This window comes from Nocardia yamanashiensis, from assembly GCF_021183565.1.
GTDB lineage: Bacteria > Actinomycetota > Actinomycetes > Mycobacteriales > Mycobacteriaceae > Nocardia > Nocardia yamanashiensis.
Genome location: NZ_CP089226.1, coordinates 6823100 through 6847936, shown reverse-complemented (window position 1 = coordinate 6847936; position 24837 = coordinate 6823100). Strand labels below are relative to the sequence as shown.

At 66.3% G+C, this 24837-nt stretch carries 21 protein-coding genes and 2 tRNA genes; 14 read left to right on the top strand and 9 right to left on the bottom strand.

The features are described from left to right. Nucleotides 1-127 precede the first annotated feature (127 nt). On the top strand, nucleotides 128-1324 hold the full coding sequence (locus tag LTV02_RS31565; protein WP_233035360.1) for an N-acetylmuramoyl-L-alanine amidase: 1197 nt from the start codon (nucleotides 128-130) through the stop codon (nucleotides 1322-1324). 107 nt (nucleotides 1325-1431) lie between these two features. Here LTV02_RS31565 and LTV02_RS31560 read toward each other — a convergent pair whose 3' ends face one another. From LTV02_RS31560 to rpmH, 9 genes are all read right to left on the bottom strand, one after another. After that, nucleotides 1432-2166, bottom strand: a complete 735-nt coding sequence (locus LTV02_RS31560) for a hypothetical protein (protein WP_067717819.1) — start codon at nucleotides 2164-2166, stop codon at nucleotides 1432-1434. Between the two features lie 224 nt (nucleotides 2167-2390). After that, nucleotides 2391-3395 (bottom strand): ParB/RepB/Spo0J family partition protein, encoded by a 1005-nt coding sequence (locus tag LTV02_RS31555; protein WP_233035359.1) that lies wholly within the window; start codon nucleotides 3393-3395, stop codon nucleotides 2391-2393. Between the two features lie 64 nt (nucleotides 3396-3459). Next, nucleotides 3460-4482, bottom strand: a complete 1023-nt coding sequence (locus LTV02_RS31550) for a ParA family protein (protein WP_233035358.1) — start codon at nucleotides 4480-4482, stop codon at nucleotides 3460-3462. Nucleotides 4483-4980: 498 nt separating this feature from the next. Beyond that, a complete protein-coding gene (gene rsmG / locus LTV02_RS31545; RefSeq protein WP_067717827.1) occupies nucleotides 4981-5688 on the bottom strand; it encodes a 16S rRNA (guanine(527)-N(7))-methyltransferase RsmG in 708 nt (235 codons plus the stop codon). Nucleotides 5689-5794: 106 nt separating this feature from the next. Beyond that, the gene (locus tag LTV02_RS31540; RefSeq protein ID WP_408639284.1) at nucleotides 5795-6370 is read right to left on the bottom strand and encodes a Jag family protein; all 576 of its coding nucleotides are present in this window, start codon (nucleotides 6368-6370) and stop codon (nucleotides 5795-5797) included. 31 nt (nucleotides 6371-6401) lie between these two features. Beyond that, entirely contained in the window at nucleotides 6402-7466 is a 1065-nt protein-coding gene (gene yidC, locus LTV02_RS31535) for a membrane protein insertase YidC (RefSeq protein ID WP_233035357.1), read from the bottom strand. Nucleotides 7467-7470: 4 nt separating this feature from the next. Further along, nucleotides 7471-7812, bottom strand: a complete 342-nt coding sequence (yidD, locus tag LTV02_RS31530; protein WP_084535290.1) for a membrane protein insertion efficiency factor YidD — start codon at nucleotides 7810-7812, stop codon at nucleotides 7471-7473. Beyond that, nucleotides 7809-8210, bottom strand: a complete 402-nt coding sequence (rnpA, locus tag LTV02_RS31525) for a ribonuclease P protein component (RefSeq protein ID WP_084535291.1) — start codon at nucleotides 8208-8210, stop codon at nucleotides 7809-7811. Before rnpA ends, yidD begins: the two co-directional genes overlap by 4 nt. A 117-nt stretch (nucleotides 8211-8327) precedes the next feature. Next, complete coding sequence (gene rpmH, locus LTV02_RS31520; RefSeq protein WP_033085250.1) at nucleotides 8328-8471, bottom strand: 50S ribosomal protein L34; 144 nt, start codon at nucleotides 8469-8471, stop codon at nucleotides 8328-8330. 562 nt (nucleotides 8472-9033) lie between these two features. Between rpmH and dnaA the strand changes: the two genes are divergently transcribed. The 13 genes from dnaA to LTV02_RS31455 all read left to right on the top strand — a co-directional run bounded on the left by dnaA (nucleotide 9034) and on the right by LTV02_RS31455 (nucleotide 24666). Beyond that, entirely contained in the window at nucleotides 9034-10881 is a 1848-nt protein-coding gene (gene dnaA / locus LTV02_RS31515) for a chromosomal replication initiator protein DnaA (RefSeq protein WP_233035356.1), read from the top strand. An 819-nt stretch (nucleotides 10882-11700) separates the two neighbouring features. Next, nucleotides 11701-12870 carry a DNA polymerase III subunit beta gene (gene dnaN / locus LTV02_RS31510; protein WP_067717838.1) on the top strand — a complete coding sequence of 390 codons (1170 nt, stop codon included), beginning with the start codon at nucleotides 11701-11703 and terminating at the stop codon, nucleotides 12868-12870. A 140-nt stretch (nucleotides 12871-13010) separates the two neighbouring features. Next, nucleotides 13011-14183 (top strand): DNA replication/repair protein RecF, encoded by a 1173-nt coding sequence (gene recF, locus LTV02_RS31505; RefSeq protein ID WP_233035355.1) that lies wholly within the window; start codon nucleotides 13011-13013, stop codon nucleotides 14181-14183. Nucleotides 14184-14258: 75 nt separating this feature from the next. Beyond that, a complete protein-coding gene (locus LTV02_RS31500; RefSeq protein WP_233035354.1) occupies nucleotides 14259-14849 on the top strand; it encodes a DUF721 family protein in 591 nt (196 codons plus the stop codon). 356 nt (nucleotides 14850-15205) lie between these two features. Further along, on the top strand, nucleotides 15206-17239 hold the full coding sequence (gene gyrB / locus LTV02_RS31495; RefSeq protein ID WP_233035353.1) for a DNA topoisomerase (ATP-hydrolyzing) subunit B: 2034 nt from the start codon (nucleotides 15206-15208) through the stop codon (nucleotides 17237-17239). A 162-nt stretch (nucleotides 17240-17401) separates the two neighbouring features. Then, entirely contained in the window at nucleotides 17402-19915 is a 2514-nt protein-coding gene (gene gyrA / locus LTV02_RS31490; RefSeq protein WP_067717852.1) for a DNA gyrase subunit A, read from the top strand. 44 nt (nucleotides 19916-19959) lie between these two features. Beyond that, entirely contained in the window at nucleotides 19960-20901 is a 942-nt protein-coding gene (locus LTV02_RS31485; protein ID WP_233035352.1) for a DUF3566 domain-containing protein, read from the top strand. A gap of 210 nt (nucleotides 20902-21111) precedes the next feature. Further along, nucleotides 21112-21185, top strand: a tRNA-Ile gene (locus LTV02_RS31480). A 29-nt stretch (nucleotides 21186-21214) separates the two neighbouring features. Continuing rightward, nucleotides 21215-21322, top strand: coding sequence for a DLW-39 family protein (locus LTV02_RS31475; protein WP_218028421.1), 108 nt, complete (start codon nucleotides 21215-21217; stop codon nucleotides 21320-21322). Between the two features lie 28 nt (nucleotides 21323-21350). Further along, nucleotides 21351-21423 (top strand) — tRNA-Ala (locus LTV02_RS31470). Between the two features lie 64 nt (nucleotides 21424-21487). Further along, nucleotides 21488-22516, top strand: coding sequence for an adenylate/guanylate cyclase domain-containing protein (locus tag LTV02_RS31465; RefSeq protein ID WP_233041774.1), 1029 nt, complete (start codon nucleotides 21488-21490; stop codon nucleotides 22514-22516). Between the two features lie 309 nt (nucleotides 22517-22825). Beyond that, complete coding sequence (locus LTV02_RS31460) at nucleotides 22826-23821, top strand: ATP-binding cassette domain-containing protein (RefSeq protein ID WP_067717860.1); 996 nt, start codon at nucleotides 22826-22828, stop codon at nucleotides 23819-23821. 8 nt (nucleotides 23822-23829) lie between these two features. Next, nucleotides 23830-24666, top strand: a complete 837-nt coding sequence (locus LTV02_RS31455; protein WP_067718324.1) for an ABC transporter permease — start codon at nucleotides 23830-23832, stop codon at nucleotides 24664-24666. Nucleotides 24667-24837 lie beyond the last annotated feature (171 nt).

The following is a 24837-nucleotide window of genomic DNA, read 5'->3' as shown; positions in this document are numbered from 1 at the left end:
TGCACTCGACAGTTGCCGAAATTCGGTCCGGGTCTGAGACAATCGACCGACGCTCCGGTCGTGCGAAGGTGATTGAACCTGCGCATGAGTGGGTACCCGGGTTGGCGGAAGGAAAGGGCTCTCACGCATGCACCGACTTCGTCACGGCGATACAGGTCCAGCCGTAGCAGAGGTTCGGAGCACCCTCGCAAGCCTCGGGTTCCTGCATACGCACTCCCATACCGACCCGTCGGGTCTTAACGGGGAGTACTGGAAGGACGCCGACGCCTCCTTCGACCACGATCTCGACTCCGCGGTGCGCGCTTTCCAGCAGCACCGCGGACTGCTGGTCGACGGCGTGGTCGGACCGGCCACCTACCGGGCGCTCAAGGAAGCCTCCTACCGGCTCGGCGCGCGGACGCTCATCTACCAGCTCTCGGCCCCGCTCTACGGCGACGACGTCGCCACCCTGCAGCGCCGCCTGCAGGATCTGGGCTTCTACGTGGGCCGGGTGGACGGGTACTTCGGGCCGCACACGCACGAGGGGCTCACCTCCTTCCAGCGCGAGATCGGGCTGTCCGCGGACGGCATCTGCGGTCCCGACACGCTGCGCTCGCTGGATCTGCTGGGCGCGCGCGTCACCGGCGGCAACCCGCATCGCATCGCCGAGGAAGAGGTCGTGCACCGAGCCGGGCCGCAGCTCACCGGCAAGCGCATCGTCATCGATCCGGGCCTGGGCGGACCGGACAAGGGCGCGCCCGTGCCCACCGAGTTCGGTGACGTCTACGAATCGGAGATCCTCTGGGATCTGGCCAGCCGCCTCGAAGGCCGCATGGCCGCAACGGGAATGGAGACCTTCCTCTCCCGCCCGTGGGGCGCCAACCCCTCCGATGCCGAGCGCGCCGAGACCTCCAATACCTTCGACGCCGATCTGATGATCTCGCTGCGCTGCGCGGGCAACAACAGCCAATCCGCCAGCGGCGTGGCCAGTTTCCACTTCGGCAATTCGCACGGCTCCACCTCGATGATCGGCCAGGTGCTGGCCGGCTTCATCCAGCGCGAGATCGTGGCCCGCACCTCCCTGCAGGACTGCCGCACGCACGCCCGCACCTGGGATCTGCTGCGGCTCACCAAGATGCCGACCGTGCAGGTCGATATCGGTTACCTGACAAACGATTACGACGCCTCGGTGCTGACCAACCCGCGCATGCGCGATGTCATCGCCGAAGCCATCCTGATCTCGGTCAAGCGGCTGTACCTGCTCGGCCAGGACGATCAGCCCACCGGCACCTACACTTTCGCCGAACTGTTGGCCGAGGAACTGGCCGCCGCCGATCGCCTCTGAGGCGGTTGCCGAAAGCGCTTGGTTTCACGGGAAACAACGAATTTCACGAGTCACAGAAAAACCCCGCCTCCCGAATCGGGCAGGCGGGGTTTTCGTTTGCCGGTAGGTCAGAAGGTGGCGACGCGGCCCGGGGCGGTCATGGCCGCCGCGGCGAGCAGCTGATCCAGCGCGCGCTCCACGTCTTCCTTCCACAGGTGGTCGTGATCGAGCTCCAGCCGCAGCCGCGGGAAGCGGTGATGCGCGGCAACCACCTTGAAGCCGACCTCCTCCAGGAAATCCGCGTCGATCATGCAGTTCTCCGGCGAGCACGGGCCATTCGGCGACAGGCTCGCGGTGGTGCGCAGGGGAGTGGGGGCGATGCGCTGCATCAGGGTCATGGAACCGAGTTCGCGATCGGGCATCTGCGCGGTCGGCGGATCCCAGCGCAACCCGAAGGCCTCGATGGCCCGCACGCCGCGCCGCACCAGATCGTTCACCACGGCCTGAATGAGCTGAATGGCTACATCGGTGTCGTGGTACTGGAATTCGGACCGCAGCGTGGTCAGCAGGACCGCATCCGGGCTCACGGGGGACGTGGGGAACAGCCCGGCCCGCGGGACGGCGCTCGGCGGCGAGTACAGGGCGCAGCCTGCGGACTGACCGTCCACCATGGCGACCTGCCCGCAGGAGCCCCACTCCAGCATGACGGTCGACAACCAGGCCTCCTTCTCGAAGACCGGGTCGCTGAAATCCTGACAGTCCGCCGCCACCGCCGGATCGATCTCCCAGAACACGCACCGCCGTGCGTGGCCGGGAAGCTTGTCGAGTCCGCCTAGGGAAAGTGCGGTAACGCTGGTCGACACCGCTCTGCTCAGCCTCCAGCTTTCGGATTCATCCACACTCAAGCCGCATCGGTTTCTACATCGGCTCGCCAGCAAGAATAAGCGATCAAGGGATCGTGCCTCATTCCAGTTTGGGGTAGGGGGCACGCCACCGGAATCCCGTCCGAGGGATGCGATGGCGATGCCCCTGAGAGTCCCCGGAAATCAGCCACTGTCACAGTGACGTTTCGTCCCGGGGTTCCAGGTCAGAGCTTGGATTGCTCCGTCAGGCTCACAATTCGTTCCAGATCGTCGATCGATCCGAACTCGACTGTAATCTTGCCCTTGCGCTTGCCGAGGCTCACGGTGACGCGGGTGTCGAACGACTCCGACAACCGCTCCGCCACATCCTGGAGACCGGGCATCTGGATCGGCTTGCGCTTGGGCGCCGGGGGAGCGGCGGTATCCGGATTCGAGTTGGCCAGCTTCACGGCTTCCTCGGTGGAGCGAACCGACAACCCTTCGGCGATGATGCGCGCCGCGAGAGCTTCCTGCGCTTCGGGTCCGGCTTCCAGGGCGAGCACGGCCCGGGCGTGCCCGGCGGAGAGCACGCCGGCCGCGACCCGGCGCTGCACCGGAATCGGAAGTTTCAGCAGCCGAATCATATTCGTGATGACCGGTCGGGAGCGGCCGATTCGGGTGGCCAATTCCTCGTGCGTCACGTCGAACTCTTCGAGCAGCTGCTGATACGCCGCCGCCTCTTCGAGCGGATTCAACTGCACCCGATGTATGTTCTCCAGCAGGGCATCCCGCAGCATGGCGTCGTCGGCGGTCTCGCGCACGATGGCGGGGATGGCCTCCAGCCCCGCCTCCTTGCTGGCCCGCCAGCGCCGCTCGCCCATGATGAGCTGATAGCGCGGCTCCGGCAGCGCGGAGATCTGGCGCACCACGATCGGCTGCATCAAGCCGAATTCCTTGATGGAGTGCACCAGTTCGGCGAGCGCCTCATCGTCGAAGTAGTCGCGCGGCTGCTTCGGATTCGGCTCGATCTGCGCCGGCGGGATCTCCTTGTACACCGCGCCCGCATCGGTCTCCTCGACCGGATCCGGGACGCGATGCAGGAAAGCGGACGGCGGCGTCGGACCGATCGGGTCGATGCCGATGACGACATTGGCGGCGGCACTGCCGAGCCCGCCGGGTGTGGTCGCGGGTCCGGTCGGGATCAGCGCCGCGAGGCCGCGCCCCAGTCCACCCTTCTTCGCCTGACTCATCGGCTTACCGACCCGCCTTTCCTTGTCCACCGCACCCGAGAATTCTCACTGCGACACTTCAGCACTACACACCGGATTGTGCGTCCGGGGACTCCCCGGACGCGGTACGACTCGCCGCACGAGCCGCGATCTCACGCCCCGCATCCAAATAGCTCATGGCGCCACGTGAACCCGGATCGTAATCGAGGACCGTCATGCCGTAGCCCGGCGCCTCGGAAACCTTGACGCTGCGGGGGATGACCGAGCGCAGTACCGCTTCGCCGAAGTGGCCGCGAACTTCCTCGGCCACCTGATCGGCGAGCTTGGTGCGGCCGTCGTACATGGTGAGAACGACGGTGGAGACATGCAATTCGGGGTTCAGGTGCGCCTGCACCAGACCGATATTGCGGAGCAGCTGACCCACGCCTTCGAGCGCGTAGTACTCGCACTGAATGGGGATGAGAACTTCCTTGGCGGCCACCATCGCATTGACGGTGAGCAGACCGAGGGACGGCGGGCAGTCGATCATCACGTAGTCGATGTCGTACCCGGCCAGGTTGGCTTCCTGGATGGCGGTCTTCAACCGGCCCTCGCGGGCGACCATGGAGACGAGTTCGATCTCGGCGCCGGCCAGGTCGATGGTGGCCGGGATGCACAGCAGCCGCTCATTGTGCGGGCTCTGCTGGATGGCGTCGGAGACCGAGAATTCGCCGATGAGCAGTTCGTAGCTGGACGGGATGCCGGAGTGGTGGGGGATGCCCAGCGCGGTGCTGGCATTGCCCTGCGGGTCCAGATCGATGACGAGCACCCGCATGCCCTGGATCGCCAGTGCCGCCGCCAGGTTCACGGTCGTGGTGGTCTTGCCCACGCCGCCCTTCTGATTGGCGATGGTGAAGATGCGCTGTTCCTTCGGGCGCGGGATGGTCGCGGTGCCCGGGTGCAGGACCTGGCTGGCGCGCTGCGCCTCGGCCGCGATCGGGGTCTCGGTGGGGGAGATGTTCCCGAACGGCGTCCGGCTGAATTCCTCCACATCGAAGTTGCCGCCATCGAGCATGCCGGGCACCCGGGACGTTGTTTCCCGTGAAACATTCGCCGGACCGTTGGACATACAGGCTCCTAACCGCGAGAACTCAAAGACACGTGGTCGAGCGGAAATCCGCGCACTCTGGCAGCAGCGCGCGACGCTGCGTGGTTACCGAGAAGGTGCGAGGTGCTAGATCGATACCCATTCCGAAGCCGTTCCCAGCTGAGTGCCAGCCGATTTCGAGCCGGTGCCGGGCATCGCAAGTCTGCGCTCACGCTCGACGGTCACTAGCTTGCCAGTACGGGACACAATACGGAAGTTGAACCGCGAGGAACTCGGTGCGACACGCGAATTCAACCACCCTGAAACGAATGCCGAAGGGATACCGGCGATCTTGGTCATGTTTCACGGGAAACATAGCTCCGCACCCACTCCCGGGGCCCTCAGGGGGCTTCGCCCCCGAACCCCCAGGAACCACGAGACCTCCCGGCACCCGAAGACACAAGAGCGCCCCGCCTCCGAGAGGCGGGGCGCTACATGCCGTCACAGTGACGGATAGTCGGCAACCATCGGGTCGGACGCTCAGCGGCGCTTGGACTTGCCCTTGCGCTCTCCGCGGGGGAGCTTCTCGGCACTGATCACATAGGTGGGCGTCTCCAGCACTCCCACACCGCATTCGAGAACTTCGGCGTGGCCGGCACCCGCCTTGGTGAGTTCGTCGCGATCGCGCTCCAACTCTTCGGCGGCACTGATTCCCTTGAGCGCCAGCATCCGTCCGTGGTCGCGGACGAGCGGCATCGACCAACCCGCGAGCTTCGCCAGGGGAGCGACCGCGCGGGAGGTGACGACGTCCGCGCCGCCCGCTTCCTTCTTCACGCCGGGCTGCTCGGCGCGGCCGCGGACGACGGTGATGTTGTCGAGTCCGACCGACTGGACGAACTCGGCGAGGAAGACGGTGCGGCGAAGCAACGGCTCTACCAGAGTGATTCGGAGGTCGGGACGGGCGATCGCGAGGGGGATACCCGGGAGGCCCGCACCGCTGCCGATGTCGACCACGCGGACGCCCTCGGCCATCAGATCGCCGATCACCGCGCAGTTGAGAATGTGCCGATCCCAGAGCCGGGGTACTTCACGCGGACCGATCAACCCGCGCTCCACACCGGCGCTGGCGAGCGCGGCGTAGTACTTCCGGGCCATCTCCAACCGGTCCCCGAAAACGACCGCGGCGACGGCGGGCGGCTCGACGAGTTCCGGAGGGGTCACCTCGGTGGCTGGTTCCACGTGAAACATCCTTCCCTGCTCTCGAACCGTCTTCGGATAAGCGTAGGGCCCCCGGTCGATTCGACCCGGGGGCCCTGCCTTCAAAACTGGGCGCGTGTCCCGCGCCGCCCGAATCTCACTCGGGGAGAACCACCACGCGGCGGCTCGGCTCCACGCCTTCGCTCTCGGAGACGACGCCGTCGACCGCGGCCACCGCATCGTGCACGATCTTGCGCTCGAATGGGGTCATGGGGGAGAGGGCTTCGCGCTCACCGGTTTCCAGCACCCGCTTGGCCGCCTCGGCGCCGATCGCGCTCAGCTCGGAACGACGCTTGGCGCGCCAGCCCGCCACATCGAGCATCAGGCGGCTGCGCACGCCGGTCGACTGCTGCACGGCGAGCCGGGTCAGTTCCTGGAGCGCGTCCAGGACCTCGCCGCGCCGGCCGACCAGCTTGGACAGATCCTTGCCGCCGTCGATGCTGACGATCGCCCGATCGCCTTCCACATCGAGATCGATATCGCCGTCGAAGTCCAGGACATCGAGCAACTGCTCCAGGTAATCGCCCGCGATCTCGCCCTCTTCGATGAGCGCTTCCTCGGCCTCGTTCGCGTTCGCGGACTCGGTCGCCTTCGCGGACTCGGTCGCCGCCGGCGCAGCCGTCACAGTGGGATCCCCTCCGTCGGTTTCAACTGTCATTGTTGTGTCCTTCATCTGGAGTTGTCGGCACTAGGCCGGGAAGTGCTCAGCGACGCCGCTTCTGGTTCGCGCGCCCCCGGTTCCCCGGGCGCTGCTGCTTCTTGGCGGTCTGCTTGGACCCGTTCTGCGACGCCTGCGGGGCGTCCTGCTTCGGGGTCTCGGCGCTGTCGCTCTGGGCGGTATCGGTGGTCTGCTTCTTGCGGACGTCGACCGGCTTCACGCCCGGCTTGGGCGCATTGGCCGCGCGCTTCTCCAGCGCCGCCGCCTTCTTCTCTTCCTCTTCCTGCGCCATGCGACCGAACACCAGATGCTGCTGCGCGTAGGTCCAGATGTTGTTGGACACCCAGTAGATCAGGATGGCGACGGGGAGGAACGGACCACCGACGAGCACGCCGAGCGGGAACACCCACAGCGCCAGCTTGTTCATCATGGCGGCCTGCGGGTTGGCCAGCGCCTCGGGCGACTGCCGGGCCACGGAGGCGCGCGCGTTGAAGTGGGTCGCCAGGCCCGCGATGATCATGAGCGGAATCGAGACGGCCGCGATGGCCACCTTGCTCGGCACGCCGCCGTATTCGGCGAAGGAGTTCAGCACGCTGGCCGGCTCGGTGATGTAGGCCGAGAGCGGAGCGCCGAAAAGCCGTGCGGTCAGGAAGGACTGGACGTCGGCCGCGGAGAAGATGTAGTTCGGCGTGTGCGCGTTGTCGTACGGGGTCATGCCCAGCTGGCCGATGCCGGTGCCGGTGCGGTTGAACGACCGCAGCACATGGAACAGACCGAGGAACACCGGCACCTGCAACAGCACCGGGAGGCAACCCATGAGCGGATTGAAGCCGTGTTCCTTCTGCAGCTTCTGCATCTCGACCGTCATCTGCTGACGATCGTTCTTGTACTTCTTCTGCAGTTCCTTGATCTGCGGCTGCAGTTCCTGCATCTGCTTCGTGGTGCGGACCTGCTTCACGAACGGCTTGTAGAGCACGAGCCGGAGCGTGAACACCAGGAACACCACGGCCAGGGCCCAGGCGAATCCACTGTCCTTGCCCAGCACGAACCCGAACGCTCGATGCCAGAACCACAGAATGGCCGACACCGGGTAATAGATGAAGTCGAGCACGGCTCTATGCACTCCCGTCGTTCGTATCGCCGGTCACCGCGGGCGATGACCCTTCAAAAGCTGATGCCGCGTCCCGGCGCGCCTGTTCTTCGCGAACACGACGCGGCTCCGGTACGGGGTCCCACCCACCAGGGTGCCAGGGCGCACATTTCGCCAAACGGACGGTCGCCAGTCCGAGCCCGACGAACAGTCCGCGGGTGCGCAGGGCGGTCACCGCGTACTCACTGCAAGTGGGGGTGAAACGGCACACCGGCATGCGGGTGGGGGAGATGTAGGTCCGATACAGCTCGATGAGAAATATCAGAGCTTTGGCCGGCAAGCGGACCGCCGCGCGGAAGGCGTTCACGACTCGCTGCCGGAAGTATGAGGTTCGGCGGTGAGGGCGCCGAGTTTGCGCAGTCCGGCCCGCAGCTGCCGCTCCAATTCGGGGGCGGGCGCTTCGGCCGCACCGGGCAGTGCGCGCAGCACGATGTCCGCGCCGTCCGGCAGTTCGTTCGCCAAGCTTGCGCAGATATGACGCAGGCGGCGGGCCACCCGGTGGCGAACCACCGCTGGACCCACCGCCTTGCTGACGATCAAGCCGAAGCGCGGACCTCCCACCCGTACGGATGGTGCCGCGAGGTTCGGCTGATCATCGTGTAGCAGTACGTGCACAACGAGATCCCGTCTCCCGATCCGCCGGCCTTGGCGAACCGTCCGGGAGAAGTCGGTGCGCCGATGCAGCCGGTACGGCTCAGGCAGCACCTGAGCGTCCGGTGACGATCGGTTGGATGAGGGATCGGTTTCGGGAACCGAGCGGCGAGCCGAGCTGTGGACGCCTCGGCGAGCCGGGCGTCTCGCGCCGCATTCGGATGAACCGAATCAGGCGGTCAGCTTGGCGCGGCCCTTGCCACGGCGCGCCGACACGATGGCGCGGCCCGCACGGGTGCGCATCCGGAGACGGAAGCCGTGGACGCGCGCCCGACGACGGTTGTTCGGCTGGAACGTCCGCTTGCCCTTGGCCACGGTCAACACTCCTCATAGTGGTGGACGCCTGGTGACGCCCGAAGTCTGTTCGGTGAAACGGTGCTCTCGGTGAATCCAGATGGATTCTCCGGCGCAATACCCTGATCGGCTCGGGCAGCAAACAGCCGCCACCGCACCATAGGGTGACTGTAGAAGGGTACTTACCCAGTGAACGAGAATCAAACTCGGGGTCGGCTATCCCCGTCACGCCGCTGATCAGCGACGTCGCGACCGTTTCGAGTGTAGTACCGCGTGCCGCGGCCTGGGCGTTCGTGTCGCGGGGCGGGTGTCGTGTACCGTCCTGATCCGGGCAATACGGAGACCGCGAGAATTTTGCCAGCGATTAGCTGAGACGCCGCAGGTCCGGGCCTGATTCGGGGGAAACGCCGCGATTCCACGCGCATCCCCAGGTTGTCCACATCTGTGGATAATTGTGTGGAAAGACCCCTGGAGTGGCATATTCGTAAGGCCGACGGTGCCTCGCCGACGCCCGCGACCGGGGGAAGCCGAGCAGTGCTCATCGTCTGCTCCGCATCGACCTACACCGGGGAGGACCACGTACGTGGACGACGAGCAGAATGTGCTGACCGCTGTCTGGCCGGAGGTGATCGCCGAACTCGCGAGCGGCTCCGCGGACGGGGAGATCCAGCCGGTCAGCAAGGCGCACAAGGCCTGGCTCGGGATTATCGAACCGATCACCTTCGCACAGGGATTCGCCCTGCTCTCGGTGCCCGGGACGATGGCGCAGGAGGTTGTGGAACGCGATCTCCGGGAGCCCATTCTGCGCTCGCTGGGACGGCGTGGCCTGCAGGTCGAGGGCCTGGGCGTGCGCATCCGCGCACAGCAGAACGCCCCGGTCGACCGCTCGCCCAACGCACCGCGTCATGCCCGCATGACATCTCGCCCGGAACGGCCGCGGGAACCCGAACACGCCCCGCTCGGCTACCAGCCGGCACCCCCGCAGCCGGAGCGTCAGCAGGCGTATTACCAGGCCCCGCCGGAATATCAGGCCCCGCGCCACATTCCACAGCCGGAGTACAGCCCTCCACAGGAGTACCCCGCCGAGTACGGGGAGCGCGAAGCTTATCCACCGGTGGATTACGGGCAGCCGCCGATGGCCGAAGAGTTGCCCGCGCCCGTTCCCGAGCCGCAGCAACCGCCGCGGCGGCGGGAGAGCCATCGCGCCCCGGCCATGCCGCCCGGCCAGGAGTCGCTGTTCTCCCCGGAACCGGACGACGAGCCGCCGCTGCCGTCGGGCCCGACCACGCGCCGGCCGGTGGACGACGAGCACGACGACGAACCGGTGGTGAACGTCCGCAACAACTGGCCGACGTATTTCAACAAGTCGCCGGAACGCGAGCGCGAGCCCGCGCCCTCCTCCTCGGGCAGCCTGAACGCCAAATACACCTTCGAGACTTTCGTCATCGGTGCCTCGAACCGCTTCGCGCACGCCGCCGCGGTGGCCATCGCGGAGGCGCCCGCGCGGGCTTACAACCCGCTGTTCGTCTGGGGCGCTTCGGGTTTGGGCAAGACGCACCTGCTGCACGCGGCCGGGCACTACGCCCAGCGGCTGTTCCCGGGCATGCGGGTGAAGTACGTCTCGACCGAGGAATTCACCAACGACTTCATCAACTCGCTGCGTGACGACCGGAAAGTTGCGTTCAAGCGCCGCTACCGGGAGACCGACATCCTGCTGGTGGACGACATCCAGTTCATCGAGGGCAAGGAAGGCATCCAGGAGGAGTTCTTCCACACCTTCAACACCCTGCACAACGCGAACAAGCAGATCGTGGTGTCCTCGGACCGGCCGCCCAAGCAGCTGGCCACCCTGGAAGAACGGCTGCGGACCCGGTTCGAGTGGGGCCTGATCACCGATGTGCAGCCGCCGGAGCTGGAGACCCGCATCGCGATCCTGCGCAAGAAGGCGCGGATGGATCGCCTGGATGTGCCGCACGACGTGCTGGAACTCATCGCCAGCCGGGTGGAGCGCAATATCCGGGAACTCGAGGGCGCGCTGATCCGGGTGACGGCGTTCGCGTCGCTGAACGGGCAGCCGCTGGATCTGTCGCTGGCCGAGGTGGTGCTGCGCGATCTGATGCCCGACACCGCCACGCTGGAGATCACGGCGGCCACGATCATGGCCGTGACCGCGGAGTACTTCAACACCACCCTCGAAGAACTGACCGGTCCCGGCAAGGCCCGGCCGCTGGCGCAGGCCCGGCAGATCGCCATGTACCTGTGCCGTGAGCTGACGGACCTATCCCTACCCAAGATCGGTCAGGCCTTCGGCCGCGACCACACGACGGTCATGTACGCGGAGAAGAAAGTGCGCAAGGAGATGACCGAGCGCCGGCGCGTGTACGACCAGGTTCAAGAACTAACAGCCCGAATTAAACAGCGTTCGCGCTGATCCACAGTCCACAGGCCCTCACGTCCCCTGACGTGGGGGTCTTTCGTTTTCCGGGTTGTGGATTCCTCGAGGAGTCCTCGAGGAAAGCTTGTGGACTCCTCGAGGATTCCCACTGTTGTCCACCGGTTCGCTCACAGGTCGCTGCTAACAGCGGTGCACAACCGGTAGTGCACAGTTCCCACAGGTTGCTTCATCCTCGAGGGCTGACCAGGGGAGATGCCGAGTTGTCCCTGTGGATTCCTCGAGGAGTCCTTGTCAGGTCCTCGAGGAATCCTCGAGTTGTCCCCGGTTTCGCTCAGATGTTGGCTACCGGGTGCAGAACGGGGGAGCAACTCGAGGATGGCTCGAGGACAGATGTGTACAGCCGCGTTGTCTCCACAGTCGCTCCCCGTTCATCCTCGAGACACCCCAGCTACATCCCCACGCCGCCGCACGCCCCCACCTGCGGAAACGGGCGAAGTCCACAGAACTAACAGGACCTACTACTACTTCATTTCTCTCTCTATAAATCCTTCTTCTAAAACAGGTGTGTGGAAAGTCGGTCTGGGAGTGAACGGATCGACGGGTAGCTCCTCCCCATCCGAACGAGGCCCGGACAAGAGGGAGTGGGCTCCGCTTCCGTGCACATCTCGCGATGGGTCCGTGCGCGTCTCGCGAAGAGATCGGGGCTCGCCCCCTCGGTGAGATCAGTGGTGGGTCGCCGTAGGCAATGCGGCCGTGCGCGGGTACGGTTTGGTGTCGGTCGGCTATGCCACACTGCGTGGGCGGCCGATCGAGACGCACCGACCACGAACGACACTGGAGAGGACAGACCGGGCGATGGAGCTTGCAAGCATGAAGTTTCGAGTTGCTCGCGAGGACTTCGCCGAATCCGTGGCCTGGGTGGCTCGCAGCCTGCCCTCTCGGCCTCCGGTGCCCGTCCTGGGCGGCGTTCTCCTCGTTGCCGACGAGGACGGCCTGACGGTCTCCGGTTTCGACTACGAGGTCTCCGCGCAGATGCGGGTGGCCGCCGAGGTCGCCGGACCGGGCCAGGTGCTGGTCTCCGGGCGGCTGCTCGCCGATATCACCAAGGCGCTCTCCAACAAGCCGGTGGACGTGTCCGTGGACGGCACCCGCGTGCTGATCGCCTGTGGCAGCGCCAAGTTCAGCCTCCCGACCATGCCGGTCGAGGACTATCCCCAGCTTCCCGAACTTCCTCCCCAGACCGGTGAACTCGGCGTGGATCTGTTCTCCCAGGCGGTCGGCCAGGTGGCCGTCGCGGCTGGTCGAGACGACACGCTCCCCATGCTCACCGGCATCCGGGTCGAGATCGAAGGCCCCAAGGTCGTGCTCGCGGCCACCGACCGCTTCCGCCTCGCGGTGCGCGAGCTGGAATGGCAGCCCGGTCGCGCCGATGTGGAGACCGCGGTGCTGGTTCCGGCCCGCACCCTGTCCGAGGCCGGTAAAACGCTCGGAGCGTCGGATCAGCCGGTGCAATTGGCCTTCGGCACCGGGTCCGACGGCCTGCTGGGCATCGTGAACGGCGGCCGCCGCACCACCACGCGTCTGCTCGATGCCGAATTCCCCAAGTTCCGTCAGTTGCTCCCCAAGGAGCACACCTCCATCGCCACGCTGACCGTGAGCGCGCTGACCGAGGCCATCAAGCGTGTGGCCCTGGTGGCCGAGCGCGGCGCCCAGGTGCGCATGGAGTTCTCCGAGGAGGGCGTGCTGCTCTCCGCCGGCGGGGACGACGCGGGTCGCGCCGAGGAATGGCTGACCGCCGACTTCCGCGGCGAGGCGCTGACCATCGCCTTCAACCCGGGCTACCTGCTGGACGGCCTGTCCGCGCTGCATTCGGACCGGGTGACCTTCGGTTTCACCACGCCGAGCCGTCCGGCCGTGTTCGTGCCGGCGCCGGAGGAAGAGCTGGAGCCGCTGGACTCGGGCGCCTTCCCGGCGCTGTCGAGCAGCTTCATCTACCTGCTCATGCCGGTTCGCCTGCCGGGCTGATCCGACGGAAGTCGACCGAGTGCTGTGCACAGTGTTGACAAACCTGTGAAAAACTCGGGACGGCTGGGAGATTCACGCTTTTTTCGCGGTTCTCCCCAGTTCGTCACCGAGTTTTCCCCAGCCACGATGGGCTGATCCACATGCATGTGCGCGCGCTGTCGCTGCGGGATTTCCGCTCCTGGGAAGCCGTGGAACTGGAGTTATCACCAGGCAGAACGGTCTTTCTGGGGTCGAACGGCAATGGCAAGACCAACCTGATCGAGGCCATCGGCTACTTGTCCACACTCGGCTCACACCGGGTGTCGGCCGACGCGCCGCTCATTCGCATCGGTGCGCCCAAGGCCCGTATCGGGGCCACCGTGGTGAACTCCGGGCGTGAGCTCCGGGTGGACATGGAGCTCAATCAGGGCTCGGCCAATCGCGCCCAGATCAATCGCTCGCCGGTGCGGCGGACCCGGGAGATCCTGGGGATTCTGCAGACCGTGCTGTTCGCGCCGGAGGATCTGTCGCTGGTGCGCGGGGATCCGGGGGAGCGGCGGCGCTTCCTGGACGAACTGGCCACCGCGCAGCTGCCGCGGCTGGCCGGGGTGCGCGCGGATTACGAGAAGGTGCTGCGGCAGCGCTCGGCCCTGTTGAAAACCGCCGGGCGCCAAGCGCGTTCCGGATCGCGGGGCGCGGAGCTGAGCACCCTGGACGTATGGGACGGGCATCTCGCGGCGCACGGCGCGGTACTGCTGGCGCAGCGGTTGCGGTTGGTCCACGAACTTTATCCACATCTTGCACAGGCCTATGGATCGATCGCGCCGGAGTCCCGACCGGCTTCGATCGGCTATCGAAGCAGCACGCTCCCAACGGAATTCCTCGATCCCATGCGTACTCCACAGCCTGAGGATGCCGAGCAACTGGAGGCGATCCTGTTGCAGGAGTTGGGGAATGCCCGGCGTAAGGAGCTCGAACGCGGGGTCTGCCTGGTCGGCCCGCACCGGGACGATCTGGAGCTGATGCTGGGTTCCGCGCCCGCCAAGGGGTTCTCCAGCCACGGCGAATCCTGGTCCTTCGCACTGGCTTTGCGGCTCGGGGCCTTCGAACTGCTGCGGTCCGCGGGCACCGATCCGGTGCTGATCCTCGACGATGTGTTCGCCGAACTGGACCGGCGGCGGCGGGCCGCGCTGGCCGCCGTCGCGGCCGAGGCCGAACAGGTGCTGATCACCGCGGCGGTGCCGGAGGACGTGCCGGCCGAACTGGAGGCCGCGCCGCTGCGCATCGAGACCACCGGGGAAGCCGACCATCGCGCCTCCCGTATCGCGAGCTGACTTCCCTCCGTGAGGTTGTCGGTGGGATGGGGCAGAATCCTCGGTATCGCGCAGGTCCGAGGAAAGGTGTAGTGAATGGCCGACCAGCCGGAACCGCACGATTCCAGTCCTCCCGCCACGCCCGGCGCCACCGGTCCGGGCGCCGAGCCCGAACTGCGCGGTGTCGATCTGGCGCGCCGCGCACTCGAGGAGGCCCGGGCCGCGGCCCGCGCGGCGGGTAAGTCGGTGGGGCAGGGGCGGGCTTCGCCGCGCAAGGGCGGGGTGCGCGCACTGCGCCGGCGCAGCGGTTGGTCGGGCGCGCATCCGGATGAACGCGACCCCCAGTCCCTTTCGTCACTGACGATGAAGCAGGCCAAGGGCCGGGGCTGGTCGGGCAAGGTCGCCGAGGGCACCGTGTTCGGCCGCTGGGCCGCGGTGGTGGGGGAGGACATCGCCTCCCATGCCCAGCCCATCTCGCTGGAGAACGGCATTCTGAGCGTGCAGGCGGAGTCGACCGCCTGGGCGACCCAGCTGCGCATGTTCCAGTCCCAGATCCTGGCGAAGATCGCGGCGGCCGTCGGCAACGGCGTGGTGACGCAATTGCGCATCAACGGCCCGACCGCGCCCAGCTGGCGCAAGGGTGAGCGGCACATCAAGGGCCGCGGTCCGCGCGACACATACGGATAACCGCTGTTTCACGTGGAACGTGCTCGATCGCGCGAACCCCGTCGCAAACGGGTTTCGAGCGTCGGCGTGAACGGCCGCTGAAGGTCTCGGGACCCCCCATCCCCATGACGGGACTTATTGATGGTCGATTTCACGCACGTACGTCGCACTCAGGGGTGTCATAGGTGCATTCTGTGTCGGTCGTACCAGTAGGATGGGGGAGTAACTAGCGGCGATACCTCCCGGCGCGTTCAGCGACAGGTCGCCCGTGGGCTCCGTAACTCTCGAGCAGACACTCCCGAGGGGCTCCACGTGTGCCGTCCGCCCCGATGCCCGGAGGATCAGCAAGTAAGGAGAGCTACCGACCAGTGGCTGCCATGGACTCCAACGAAGACGGCGCGACCCAGTCGAAGTCAGGCAATTACGACGCCTCCTCCATTACCGTGCTCGAGGGCCTCGAGGCGGTGCGCAAGCGTCCCGGTATGTACATCGGTTCCACCGGTGAGCGGGGCTTGCACCACCTGGTCTGGGAGGTCGTCGACAACTCCGTCGACGAGGCGATGGCCGGCTACGCCTCACGGGTCGACGTGACCCTGCTCGCCGACGGCGGCGTCGAGGTCGTCGACGACGGTCGCGGTATCCCCACCGGCATGCACGCCCAGGGCATCCCCACCATCGAGGTGGTCATGACCCAGCTGCACGCCGGCGGCAAGTTCGACTCCGACTCCTACGCGGTGTCCGGCGGTCTGCACGGCGTCGGCATCTCCGTGGTGAACGCGCTCTCCACCCGCCTCGAGGCCGAGGTGGACCACGCGGGCTACCACTGGACCCAGGAGTACAAGGACGCCAAGCCCGGCAAGCTCGTCCAGGGCGAGCCCACCAAGCGGACCGGTACCACCATCCGCTTCTGGGCCGACCCGGAGATCTTCGAGACAACCACCTACAACTTCGAGACGGTCGCGCGCCGCCTGCAGGAGATGGCGTTCCTGAACAAGGGACTCACCATCACCCTGACCGATCAGCGGGTGAGCGAAGGCGACATCACCGACGAGGTGGTGAGCGATACCGCCGAGGCGCCCAAGCACCTCGACGAGAACGCCCCGGCCGCCGAGCCGAAGGTGAAGACCCGGACCTACCACTACCCGGGCGGTCTCGAGGACTACGTCAAGCACATCAACCGGACCAAGACCCCGATCCACAATTCGATCGTGGGCTTCACCGGCAAGGGCACCGGGCACGAGCTCGAGGTGGCCATGCAGTGGAACTCGGGTTACTCCGAGTCCGTGCACACCTTCGCCAACACCATCAACACCCACGAGGGCGGCACCCACGAAGAGGGCTTCCGCGCCGCGCTCACCACGGTGGTGAACAAATACGCGAAGGACAAGAAGCTCCTCAAGGAGAAGGAAGGCAACCTGACGGGTGACGACATCCGTGAGGGCCTGGCCGCTATCGTCTCGGTGAAGGTCGCCGACCCGCAGTTCGAGGGTCAGACCAAGACCAAGCTCGGCAATACCGATGTGAAGGGGTTCGTGCAGCGCACCTGCAACGAGCACCTGACGCACTGGTTCGAGGCCAACCCGGCCGATGCGAAGACCATTGTGCAGAAGGCGGTTTCGTCCGCTCAGGCGCGAGTGGCCGCGCGTAAGGCGCGAGAGCTGGTGCGGCGCAAGAGCGCTACCGATCTGGGCGGCCTGCCCGGCAAGCTCGCCGACTGCCGGTCCAAGGATCCGAGCAAGTCCGAGATCTACATCGTGGAGGGCGACTCCGCCGGTGGTTCGGCCAAGTCCGGCCGCGACTCGATGTATCAGGCGATCCTGCCGCTGCGCGGCAAGATCATCAATGTCGAGAAGGCGCGCATCGACCGCGTGCTGAAGAACACCGAAGTCCAGTCCATCATCACGGCTTTCGGCACCGGCATCCACGACGAGTTCGATATCGCCAAGCTGCGGTATCACAAGATCGTGCTGATGGCCGACGCCGACGTGGACGGCCAGCACATCTCGACGCTGCTGCTCACCCTGCTGTTCCGCTTCATGCGGCCGCTGGTCGAGCACGGGCACGTGTATCTCGCCATGCCGCCGCTGTACAAGCTCAAGTGGCAGCGGTCCGAGCCGGAGTTCGCGTACTCCGACCGCGAGCGCGACGGGCTGCTGGAGCGCGGCCTGGCGGCCGGCAAGAAGATCAACAAGGACGACGGCATCCAGCGCTACAAGGGTCTCGGTGAGATGAACCCGAAGGAGCTGTGGGAGACCACGATGGACCCGAGCGTCCGCGTGCTTCGCCTGGTCACTCTCGATGACGCCGCCGCGGCGGACGAACTGTTCTCCATCCTCATGGGTGAGGACGTCGAGGCGCGCCGCAGCTTCATCACCCGGAACGCCAAGGACGTGCGGTTCCTCGACGTGTAGTGGGTCGACCAACTCTCGGGACTCTCAGGGGCTTTGCCCCCGAACCCCCGAGAGATTCCGGGGGCTCCGCCCCGAGCCCCGGAATAAGCCCGGAACCCGCAGCACCCGGAGGCCGACCCGCCCCCGAGGACCCGCCAAAAGACTTCCCACGGAGACCAATTCATGACTGAGATCGAACTTCCCCCGTCGGGTGGCGACCGCATCGAGCCGGTCGATATCCAGCAGGAGATGCAGAACTCGTACATCGACTACGCCATGAGCGTGATCGTCGGACGAGCCCTGCCCGAGGTGCGCGACGGCCTCAAGCCGGTGCACCGCCGGATCCTCTACGCCATGTACGACAACGGGTATCGGCCCGACCGCGGCTACGTGAAGTCCGCGCGCCCGGTCGCCGACACCATGGGCAACTACCACCCGCACGGCGACACCGCCATCTACGACACCCTGGTGCGTATGGCGCAGCCGTGGGCGCTCCGGTACCCGCTGGTCGACGGTCAGGGCAACTTCGGCTCGCGCGGCAACGACGGCGCGGCCGCCATGCGTTACACCGAGTGCCGCCTGACGCCGCTGGCCATGGAGATGCTGCGCGAAATCGACCACGAGACGGTCGATTTCATCCCCAACTACGACGGCAAGACCCAGGAACCGGTCGTGCTGCCGGCCCGGGTGCCCGCGCTGTTGATGAACGGCTCCAACGGCATCGCGGTCGGTATGGCCACGAACATCCCGCCGCACAACCTGACCGAGCTGGCCGAGGCCATCTACTGGGCGCTGGACAACCACGAGGCGGACGAGGAGTCCACCCTCGCGGCGTGCATGGAGCGGGTGAAGGGTCCGGACTTCCCGACCGCCGGCCTGATCGTCGGCACCCAGGGCATCCACGACGCGTACACCACCGGCCGCGGTTCGGTGCGCATGCGCGGTGTGGTGGAGATCGAGGAAGACAGCCGCGGCCGCACCACCATCGTCATCACCGAGCTGCCGTACCAGGTCAATACCGACAACTTCGTCAATGCCATCGCCGAGCAGGTGAAGGACGGCAAGATCGCGGGTGTCTCCGACATCCACGACGAGTCCTCCGACCGCGTCGGCCTGCGCATCGTGGTGACGGTCAAGCGCGACGCCATCGCCAAGGTCGTGCTGAACAACCTGTACAAGCACACCCAGCTGCAGACCTCCTTCGGCTGCAACATGCTCTCGATCGTCGACGGGGTGCCGCGCACGCTGCGCCTGGACCAGATGATCCGGCTGTATGTGACCCACCAGCTCGAAGTGATCGTCCGGCGCACCAAGTACCTGCTGCGCAAGGCCGAGGAGCGGGCCCACATCCTGCGCGGTCTGGTCAAGGCCCTGGACATGCTGGACCAGGTCATCGCCCTGATCCGCCGTTCGGCCGATACCGAGACCGCGCGCACCGGCCTGATGCAGTTGCTGGATATCGACGAGATCCAGGCCACCGCCATTCTCGATATGCAGCTGCGCCGGCTGTCCGCCCTGGAGCGGCAGAAGATCCTCGACGAATTGGCGAAGATCGAGGCCGAGATCGCGGACCTGAAGGACATTCTGGCCCGGCCGGAACGTCAGCGCGCTATCGTCCGTGACGAATTGCAGGAGATCGTCGACAAGTACGGCGACGACCGCCGCACCAAGATCATCGCGGCCGACGGCGACGTGCAGGACGAGGACCTGATCGCCCGCGAGGACGTGGTCGTCACCATCACCGAGACCGGCTACGCCAAGCGCACCAAGACCGATCTGTACCGGTCGCAGAAGCGCGGCGGCAAGGGCGTGCAGGGCGCGGGGCTGAAGCAGGACGACATCGTGTCGCACTTCTTCATCACCTCCACCCACGACTGGCTGCTCTTCTTCACCAACCTCGGCCGCGTCTACCGGGCCAAGGCGTACGAGCTGCCCGAGGCCATGCGCACCGCGCGCGGCCAGCACGTGGCCAATCTGCTCGCCTTCCAGCCGGACGAGAAGATCGCCCAGGTCATCCAGCTCAAGTCCTACGAGGACGCGCCGTACCTGGTGCTGGCCACCCGCAAGGGCCTGGTCAAGAAGTCCAAGCTGACCGATTTCGACTCCAACCGCTCCGGCGGCATCGTCGCGGTGAATCTGCGCGATGGTGACGAATTGGTCGGCGCGGCACTGTGTTCGGCGGAGGACGACCTGCTGCTGGTCTCGGCGCACGGCCAGTCCATCCGCTTCTCGGCCAATGACGAGGTGCTGCGTCCCATGGGCCGCGCCACCTCCGGCGTGCAGGGCATGCGGTTCAATGCCGACGATGAACTGTTGTCGCTCAATGTGGTTCGCGACGAAGAGGGCATCTATCTGCTTGTCGCGACGGCGGGCGGGTACTCCAAGCGCACGGCCATCGACGAGTACACGGCGCAGGGCCGCGGCGGCAAGGGCGTATTGACCATTCAGTACGACGAGAAACGTGGCAGTCTGGTCGGTGCGCTCATCGTCAACGACGAGGATGAGCTGTACGCGATCACCTCCGGCGGCGGTGTCATTCGCACCGCGGCGAATCAGGTTCGCAAAGCGGGACGCCAAACCAAGGGCGTGCGATTGATGAACCTGGGAGAAGGCGATACGTTGCTCGCGATCGCGCGTAACGCGGACGAGCCCGACCAGGTTGCCGAAGATGACACCAGCGGTTCGGCGAAGCAGTAGTTTCACCACAGCAGCGGCGGCACAAGGAATCGAAGGATTCACCATTGACCACGAATCAGCCGAATGACCAGCGCGGTCATGCCAATGGCGTGACCGAGAGAATCGCCCCGTCTCCGATTCCGCCGCGCCCTATTCCGCGGCCGGGTGCCGGCGAGGGCGGTGCGCCGCAATCGCCCGAAATGCCGGACCAGGCCGGTGAATTCGGTCAGGCCCCGCTGAATGATCAGACCGAGGCGTCCGCGTCCGAGACGGCCGAGCCCGCACCGGCTTCGCCGTACCAGGACGGTGGCTGGTCCCAGCTGCCGCAGCGGGAGCCGCAGTCCAACCTGTACCGGCCCGGCCAGGCCCCGACCACCGGCCGGCCCGGTGGCGTCGGCCTGAACGCCGGTGTCTCCAATGCGCGCACGACCGCCGACCTGGCGGCCAAGGCGGCGCGCAAGGAGGCCGCGATGGTGAAGTCCGTCGGCATCGACGGACCGACCCGCAGCATCGCGCGCCCGGAACTGGTGAAGGATCTGCCCGACCTGTCCGAGATCCGGCATCCGCTGCCGCCGCCGGAGCCCATTCCGGTGGCCGGTCCGGTGTCGCCGTCGGCGCCCGCCGCGGTGGCCCAGGCCGCCGCTTCGGGTGAGCCGCTGCGCGCGACAGTCCAACTGCGCCATATCGATCCGTGGTCCACGCTGAAGGTGTCGCTGGTGATCAGCGTCGCCATGTTCTTCGTGTGGATGCTCGCGGTCGGCCTGCTGTACCTCGTGCTGGAGGGCATGGGCGTGTGGGAGCGGCTGAATTCCACGTTCACGGACATGGTTTCGGACAGCTCGTCCTCCGCGCTCATCGATGCCGGCACGGTGTTCGGCTACGCGGGCGTCATCGGCCTGATCAACGTGGTGCTGCTGACCGCGCTGTCGACCGTCGGCGTCTTCGTCTACAACCAGTGCACCGACCTGGTCGGCGGCATCCAGGTGACGCTCGCCGATCCCGACTAGTCCGGGAGTTGTGGGGAAGGGGTGGGGCTGCGGCCCCACCCCTTTCGCTTTCGGCGGTGTGACGGGAGGCCCCCACGCCCCTTCCGGCGGGGTTCGGGGGCGAAGCCCCCGAGAGCCCAGGAGAGTTCTCTGACCTGGCGTTTTGGTTATCGCAGGAGTCTTGCGGTAATCTTCTGCGCGGCCCGAGAGAAACTCTCGAGCCGACGATGAGGGCCTATAGCTCAGGCGGTTAGAGCGCTTCGCTGATAACGAAGAGGTCGGAGGTTCAAGTCCTCCTAGGCCCACTCCCGAACATCACAGTAGGGTGGGATTCATGAAATTTCTCCTCACGATCGGCCTCGTCGCCGCGGTGATCTTCGGAATCAGCAAACTTCGCCAGCGCAGCGACGCGGACCTCTGGCACGAGGTCACCACCCGCTGATTTCAGGCTTCCGGGTTCTCCCGGATCAGGGGCCTTAGCTCAATTGGCAGAGCACTGCCTTTGCAAGGCAGGGGTTAGGGGTTCGATTCCCCTAGGCTCCACTTCTTTCGGCTGTGACACGGAACATCACGCCGATTTCCCTCAGGATCTGCCCGTAAGGTGGCGATCATGGCGTCCACTGAGATCTCGAAACTCGTTCAGTCCGTGGTGGAGCCGTTCCTGCTCGGTGGTTCGCGCAAGTACAACCGGCGGGAAGTATCGGAGCTCACCGGTATGCCGAATTCCATGACGCGCCGGCTGTGGGTGTCGCTGGGTTTCCCGGCCGATCCGGATGACGACGCGCTGGAATACAGCGACTCCGATATCGAGGCCGCCAAGACTTTCAGCAAATTGCACGTATTGGCTTCCGCCGATATGCATCGGCAGACCACTGCCGCGCGCACGCTGGGCCGGTCCATGGCGCGGCTGGCGGAGTGGCAGGTGGATCTGGTGGCCGAGGAGATCCTGGATCGCATCGCCACCATCACCCGCGCGAATCCGGGCGCCGATCCCGAGCAGGTGGCCCGGGACGCCACCGAGGCGGTCATCGGCGAATTCGAAGCGCTGCAACGGTATGCGTGGCGGCGGCACCTGGACGCGGCGCTGGCGCGGTCGCTGGACGAGGGCGCGGTCGCGGGCGACACCATCCGGGTGATGGCCATCGGATTCGCCGATATGGTCGGCTACACCCGCCTCACCCGGCACCTGGAGCCGGACGAATTGTCCGCCCTGCTGGAGGCGTTCGAGACGGCCACCAGCAATGCCATCGTGGCCAATGGCGGCTGGGTCATCAAGAACGTCGGCGACGAAGTCATGTTCGCGGCCCATACCGCCAAGGACGGCGCGCGCATCGCGCTGGCGGTGCAGGAGGCTGCCACCGCCTCGCACGGCGTCACCCAGGAACTGCGGGTCGGACTGGCCTACGGCGAGGTGCTGCAGCGGTTCGGGGACCTGTACGGGTCGGTGGTGAACGTGGCCGCGCGGCTCACCGGTGTGGCGCGTCCGGGCACGGTGCTGGTGGACGACGGCGCGGCCGATGCCATCGCCGACGATCCGGAATTCGAGCTGCGGCATCTGGCGACCGTGCGGGTGAAGGGGATCAACCGGCTGCACGGGCATGTGTTGCGCCGCAATGTGATTCGCCCCCTGGTCTAGATATGGGGGCGGGCCTCGGCGAAGGGGGGGAGTTAGCCGAGGCCCGCGTAGGTCGGCCCGGGGGGGAGGGGCCGACGAAATCGATCCTACGCGACGAAGACCTTTTGTGTGGCCATCGGGGCATGGCGTTCCAAGATTTTTTGACGGAGAAAGTGTCGTACCCCGGTGCGAGGATCGGGGCGTGACCGGAAAGCCTGTGCGCGCTTCGCGGAAACCCCATGACTTTTTTGCCCGAATTGGGCAATACTGGCCCATGATGTCCGGTCTTGTTCGGCAGTATTTCCGCAGTTCAAAGCCCCTAGGAGAGTCATGCCCGACGCAATAGTCGCCGAGGGTCTGGTCAAGAAGTACGGCCGTCTGGTCGCACTCGACGGACTCGATCTCACCGTTCCGGAAGGAACCGTCACCGCCCTGCTCGGCCCCAACGGTGCGGGTAAGACCACCACCGTGCGGGTCCTCACCACCCTGCTCATCCCGGACTCCGGCCGCGCCACCGTCGCGGGCGTGGACGTCCTGAAGGATCCACAGCTGCTGCGCTCCCGCATCGGCACCTCCGGCCAGTACGCCGCGGTCGACGAATACCTCACCGGCTTCGAGAATTTGGAGATGGTCGGGCGGCTGTACCACATGGGGGTGGCGCGCAGTAAGGAACGCGCCCGCGAGCTGCTGGAACGCTTCCGGCTCTCCGATGCCGCGGACCGCCCGGTCAAGGGCTACTCCGGCGGTATGCGCCGGCGGCTCGACCTGGCCGGCGCGCTGGTCGCCAATCCGCCGGTGCTGTTCCTGGACGAACCCACCACCGGCCTGGATCCCCGTGCGCGCCTGGATCTCTGGGACGTCATCGAGGAACTGGTCGCGGGCGGCACCACGCTACTGCTCACCACCCAGTACCTGGAGGAGGCCGACCGGCTGGCCGACTCCATCGCCGTCATCGACCACGGCAAGGTCATCGCCGAGGGCACCTCCGACGAACTCAAGGCCATGGTCGGCGGCGACCGCATCGAACTCGTTGTGGACCATGTGGATTCGCTGCCGGTGGCGCGACAGGCCCTGGAGGGGCTGGCGCAGGGCGAGATCCGGCTGGAGCCGGGCCTGCGCCGGATCATCGTGCCGGTAAACGATGGGTCGCAGGCGCTGGTGGACGCCATCGGGCAGCTCACCAAACACGAAGTGGCCATTCACGATGTCGGCCTGCGCCGGCCCTCGCTCGACGATGTGTTCCTGTCGCTGACCGGGCACGAGGCCGAGGAGCTGGTGAACGGTTCCGGGAAGGGCGAATTGGCGAAGGAGGGGCAGAACCGATGAGTGCGACCATGGCCATCGCCACCAAACCGTCGCTCACCCAGCGCGCGGTCATGTTGGTCAACGACAGCCTGACCATCACCAAACGCAATGTCATCAAGATCAAGCGCGTACCCGACGTGCTGATCTTCACCACGCTATCGCCGATCATGTTCGTGCTGCTGTTCGCGTACGTGTTCGGTACCGCCATCGACGTGCCGGGGCTGGAGGGCGGCTACCGGGAGTTCCTGCTGCCGGGCATCTTCGCGCAGACCGTGGTCTTCGGCGGCACCTTCACCGGGCTCAGCCTGGCCGAGGACATGCAGAAGGGGATCATCGACCGGTTCCGGTCGCTACCCATGGAGCCGGCCGCCGTGCTGATCGGGCGGACCGCGGCCGACGTCGTGATCAATGTGGTCAGCCTGGTCGTGATGTCGCTGGCGGGGCTGCTGGTGGGCTGGCGGATTCGCGGGTCGTTCCTGGACGCGGTGCTGGCGTACCTGCTGCTCCTGCTGTTCGCCTACGCGATCTCGTGGATCATGGCGGTCTTCGGATTGATGGTGCGGGCGCCGGAGGTCTTCAACAACGCGACCTTCATGGTGATCTTCCCGCTGACCTTCCTGGCGAACACCTTCGTGCCGCTGGACAAGCTGCCCGCGCCTTTGAAGCTGTTCGCGGAATGGAATCCGGTGTCGGCCTTGACCGAGGCGTGCCGCCAATTGTTCGGCAATACCAGCCCGGCCTTCCCGCCCGCGGACACCTGGTCCATGCGGCATCCGGTGGCCACGACCCTCATGTGGGTCGTGGGCATCCTGGTCGTGTTCGTACCGCTCGCGGTGCGTCAGTACAAGCGTTCCGTCAGCCGCTGACGGGGAGTTTCGGGGGCTAGGCCCCCGGACCCCCTTAGTGAGCCGCTGACAAGCTCGGTGCGGAACCGTTGCGCGAGTAACCCAGGCGCGGCGGTTCCGCGGCCGGTGCGGGCGGCTGGGGTCGGCGACTCACGAAAATCGCCACCACGCCACCCACCGCCGCCACTAGAG

What these genes read in the sequence shown, in the direction of transcription:
- LTV02_RS31475 (WP_218028421.1), top strand. Translation starts at nt 21,215, where the DNA reads ATGAAATTTCTCCTCACGATCGGCCTCGTCGCCGCGGTGATCTTCGGA.
- rsmG (WP_067717827.1), bottom strand. Translation starts at nt 5,688, where the DNA reads ATGTTTCACGTGGAACCAGCCACCGAGGTGACCCCTCCGGAACTCGTC.
- gyrA (WP_067717852.1), top strand. Translation starts at nt 17,402, where the DNA reads ATGACTGAGATCGAACTTCCCCCGTCGGGTGGCGACCGCATCGAGCCG.
- gyrB (WP_233035353.1), top strand. Translation starts at nt 15,206, where the DNA reads ATGGACTCCAACGAAGACGGCGCGACCCAGTCGAAGTCAGGCAATTAC.
- LTV02_RS31500 (WP_233035354.1), top strand. Translation starts at nt 14,259, where the DNA reads ATGGCCGACCAGCCGGAACCGCACGATTCCAGTCCTCCCGCCACGCCC.
- dnaN (WP_067717838.1), top strand. Translation starts at nt 11,701, where the DNA reads ATGGAGCTTGCAAGCATGAAGTTTCGAGTTGCTCGCGAGGACTTCGCC.
- recF (WP_233035355.1), top strand. Translation starts at nt 13,011, where the DNA reads ATGCATGTGCGCGCGCTGTCGCTGCGGGATTTCCGCTCCTGGGAAGCC.
- LTV02_RS31555 (WP_233035359.1), bottom strand. Translation starts at nt 3,395, where the DNA reads ATGAGTCAGGCGAAGAAGGGTGGACTGGGGCGCGGCCTCGCGGCGCTG.
- LTV02_RS31550 (WP_233035358.1), bottom strand. Translation starts at nt 4,482, where the DNA reads ATGTCCAACGGTCCGGCGAATGTTTCACGGGAAACAACGTCCCGGGTG.
- LTV02_RS31460 (WP_067717860.1), top strand. Translation starts at nt 22,826, where the DNA reads ATGCCCGACGCAATAGTCGCCGAGGGTCTGGTCAAGAAGTACGGCCGT.
- LTV02_RS31540 (WP_408639284.1), bottom strand. Translation starts at nt 6,370, where the DNA reads ATGAAGGACACAACAATGACAGTTGAAACCGACGGAGGGGATCCCACT.
- LTV02_RS31565 (WP_233035360.1), top strand. Translation starts at nt 128, where the DNA reads ATGCACCGACTTCGTCACGGCGATACAGGTCCAGCCGTAGCAGAGGTT.
- LTV02_RS31455 (WP_067718324.1), top strand. Translation starts at nt 23,830, where the DNA reads ATGGCCATCGCCACCAAACCGTCGCTCACCCAGCGCGCGGTCATGTTG.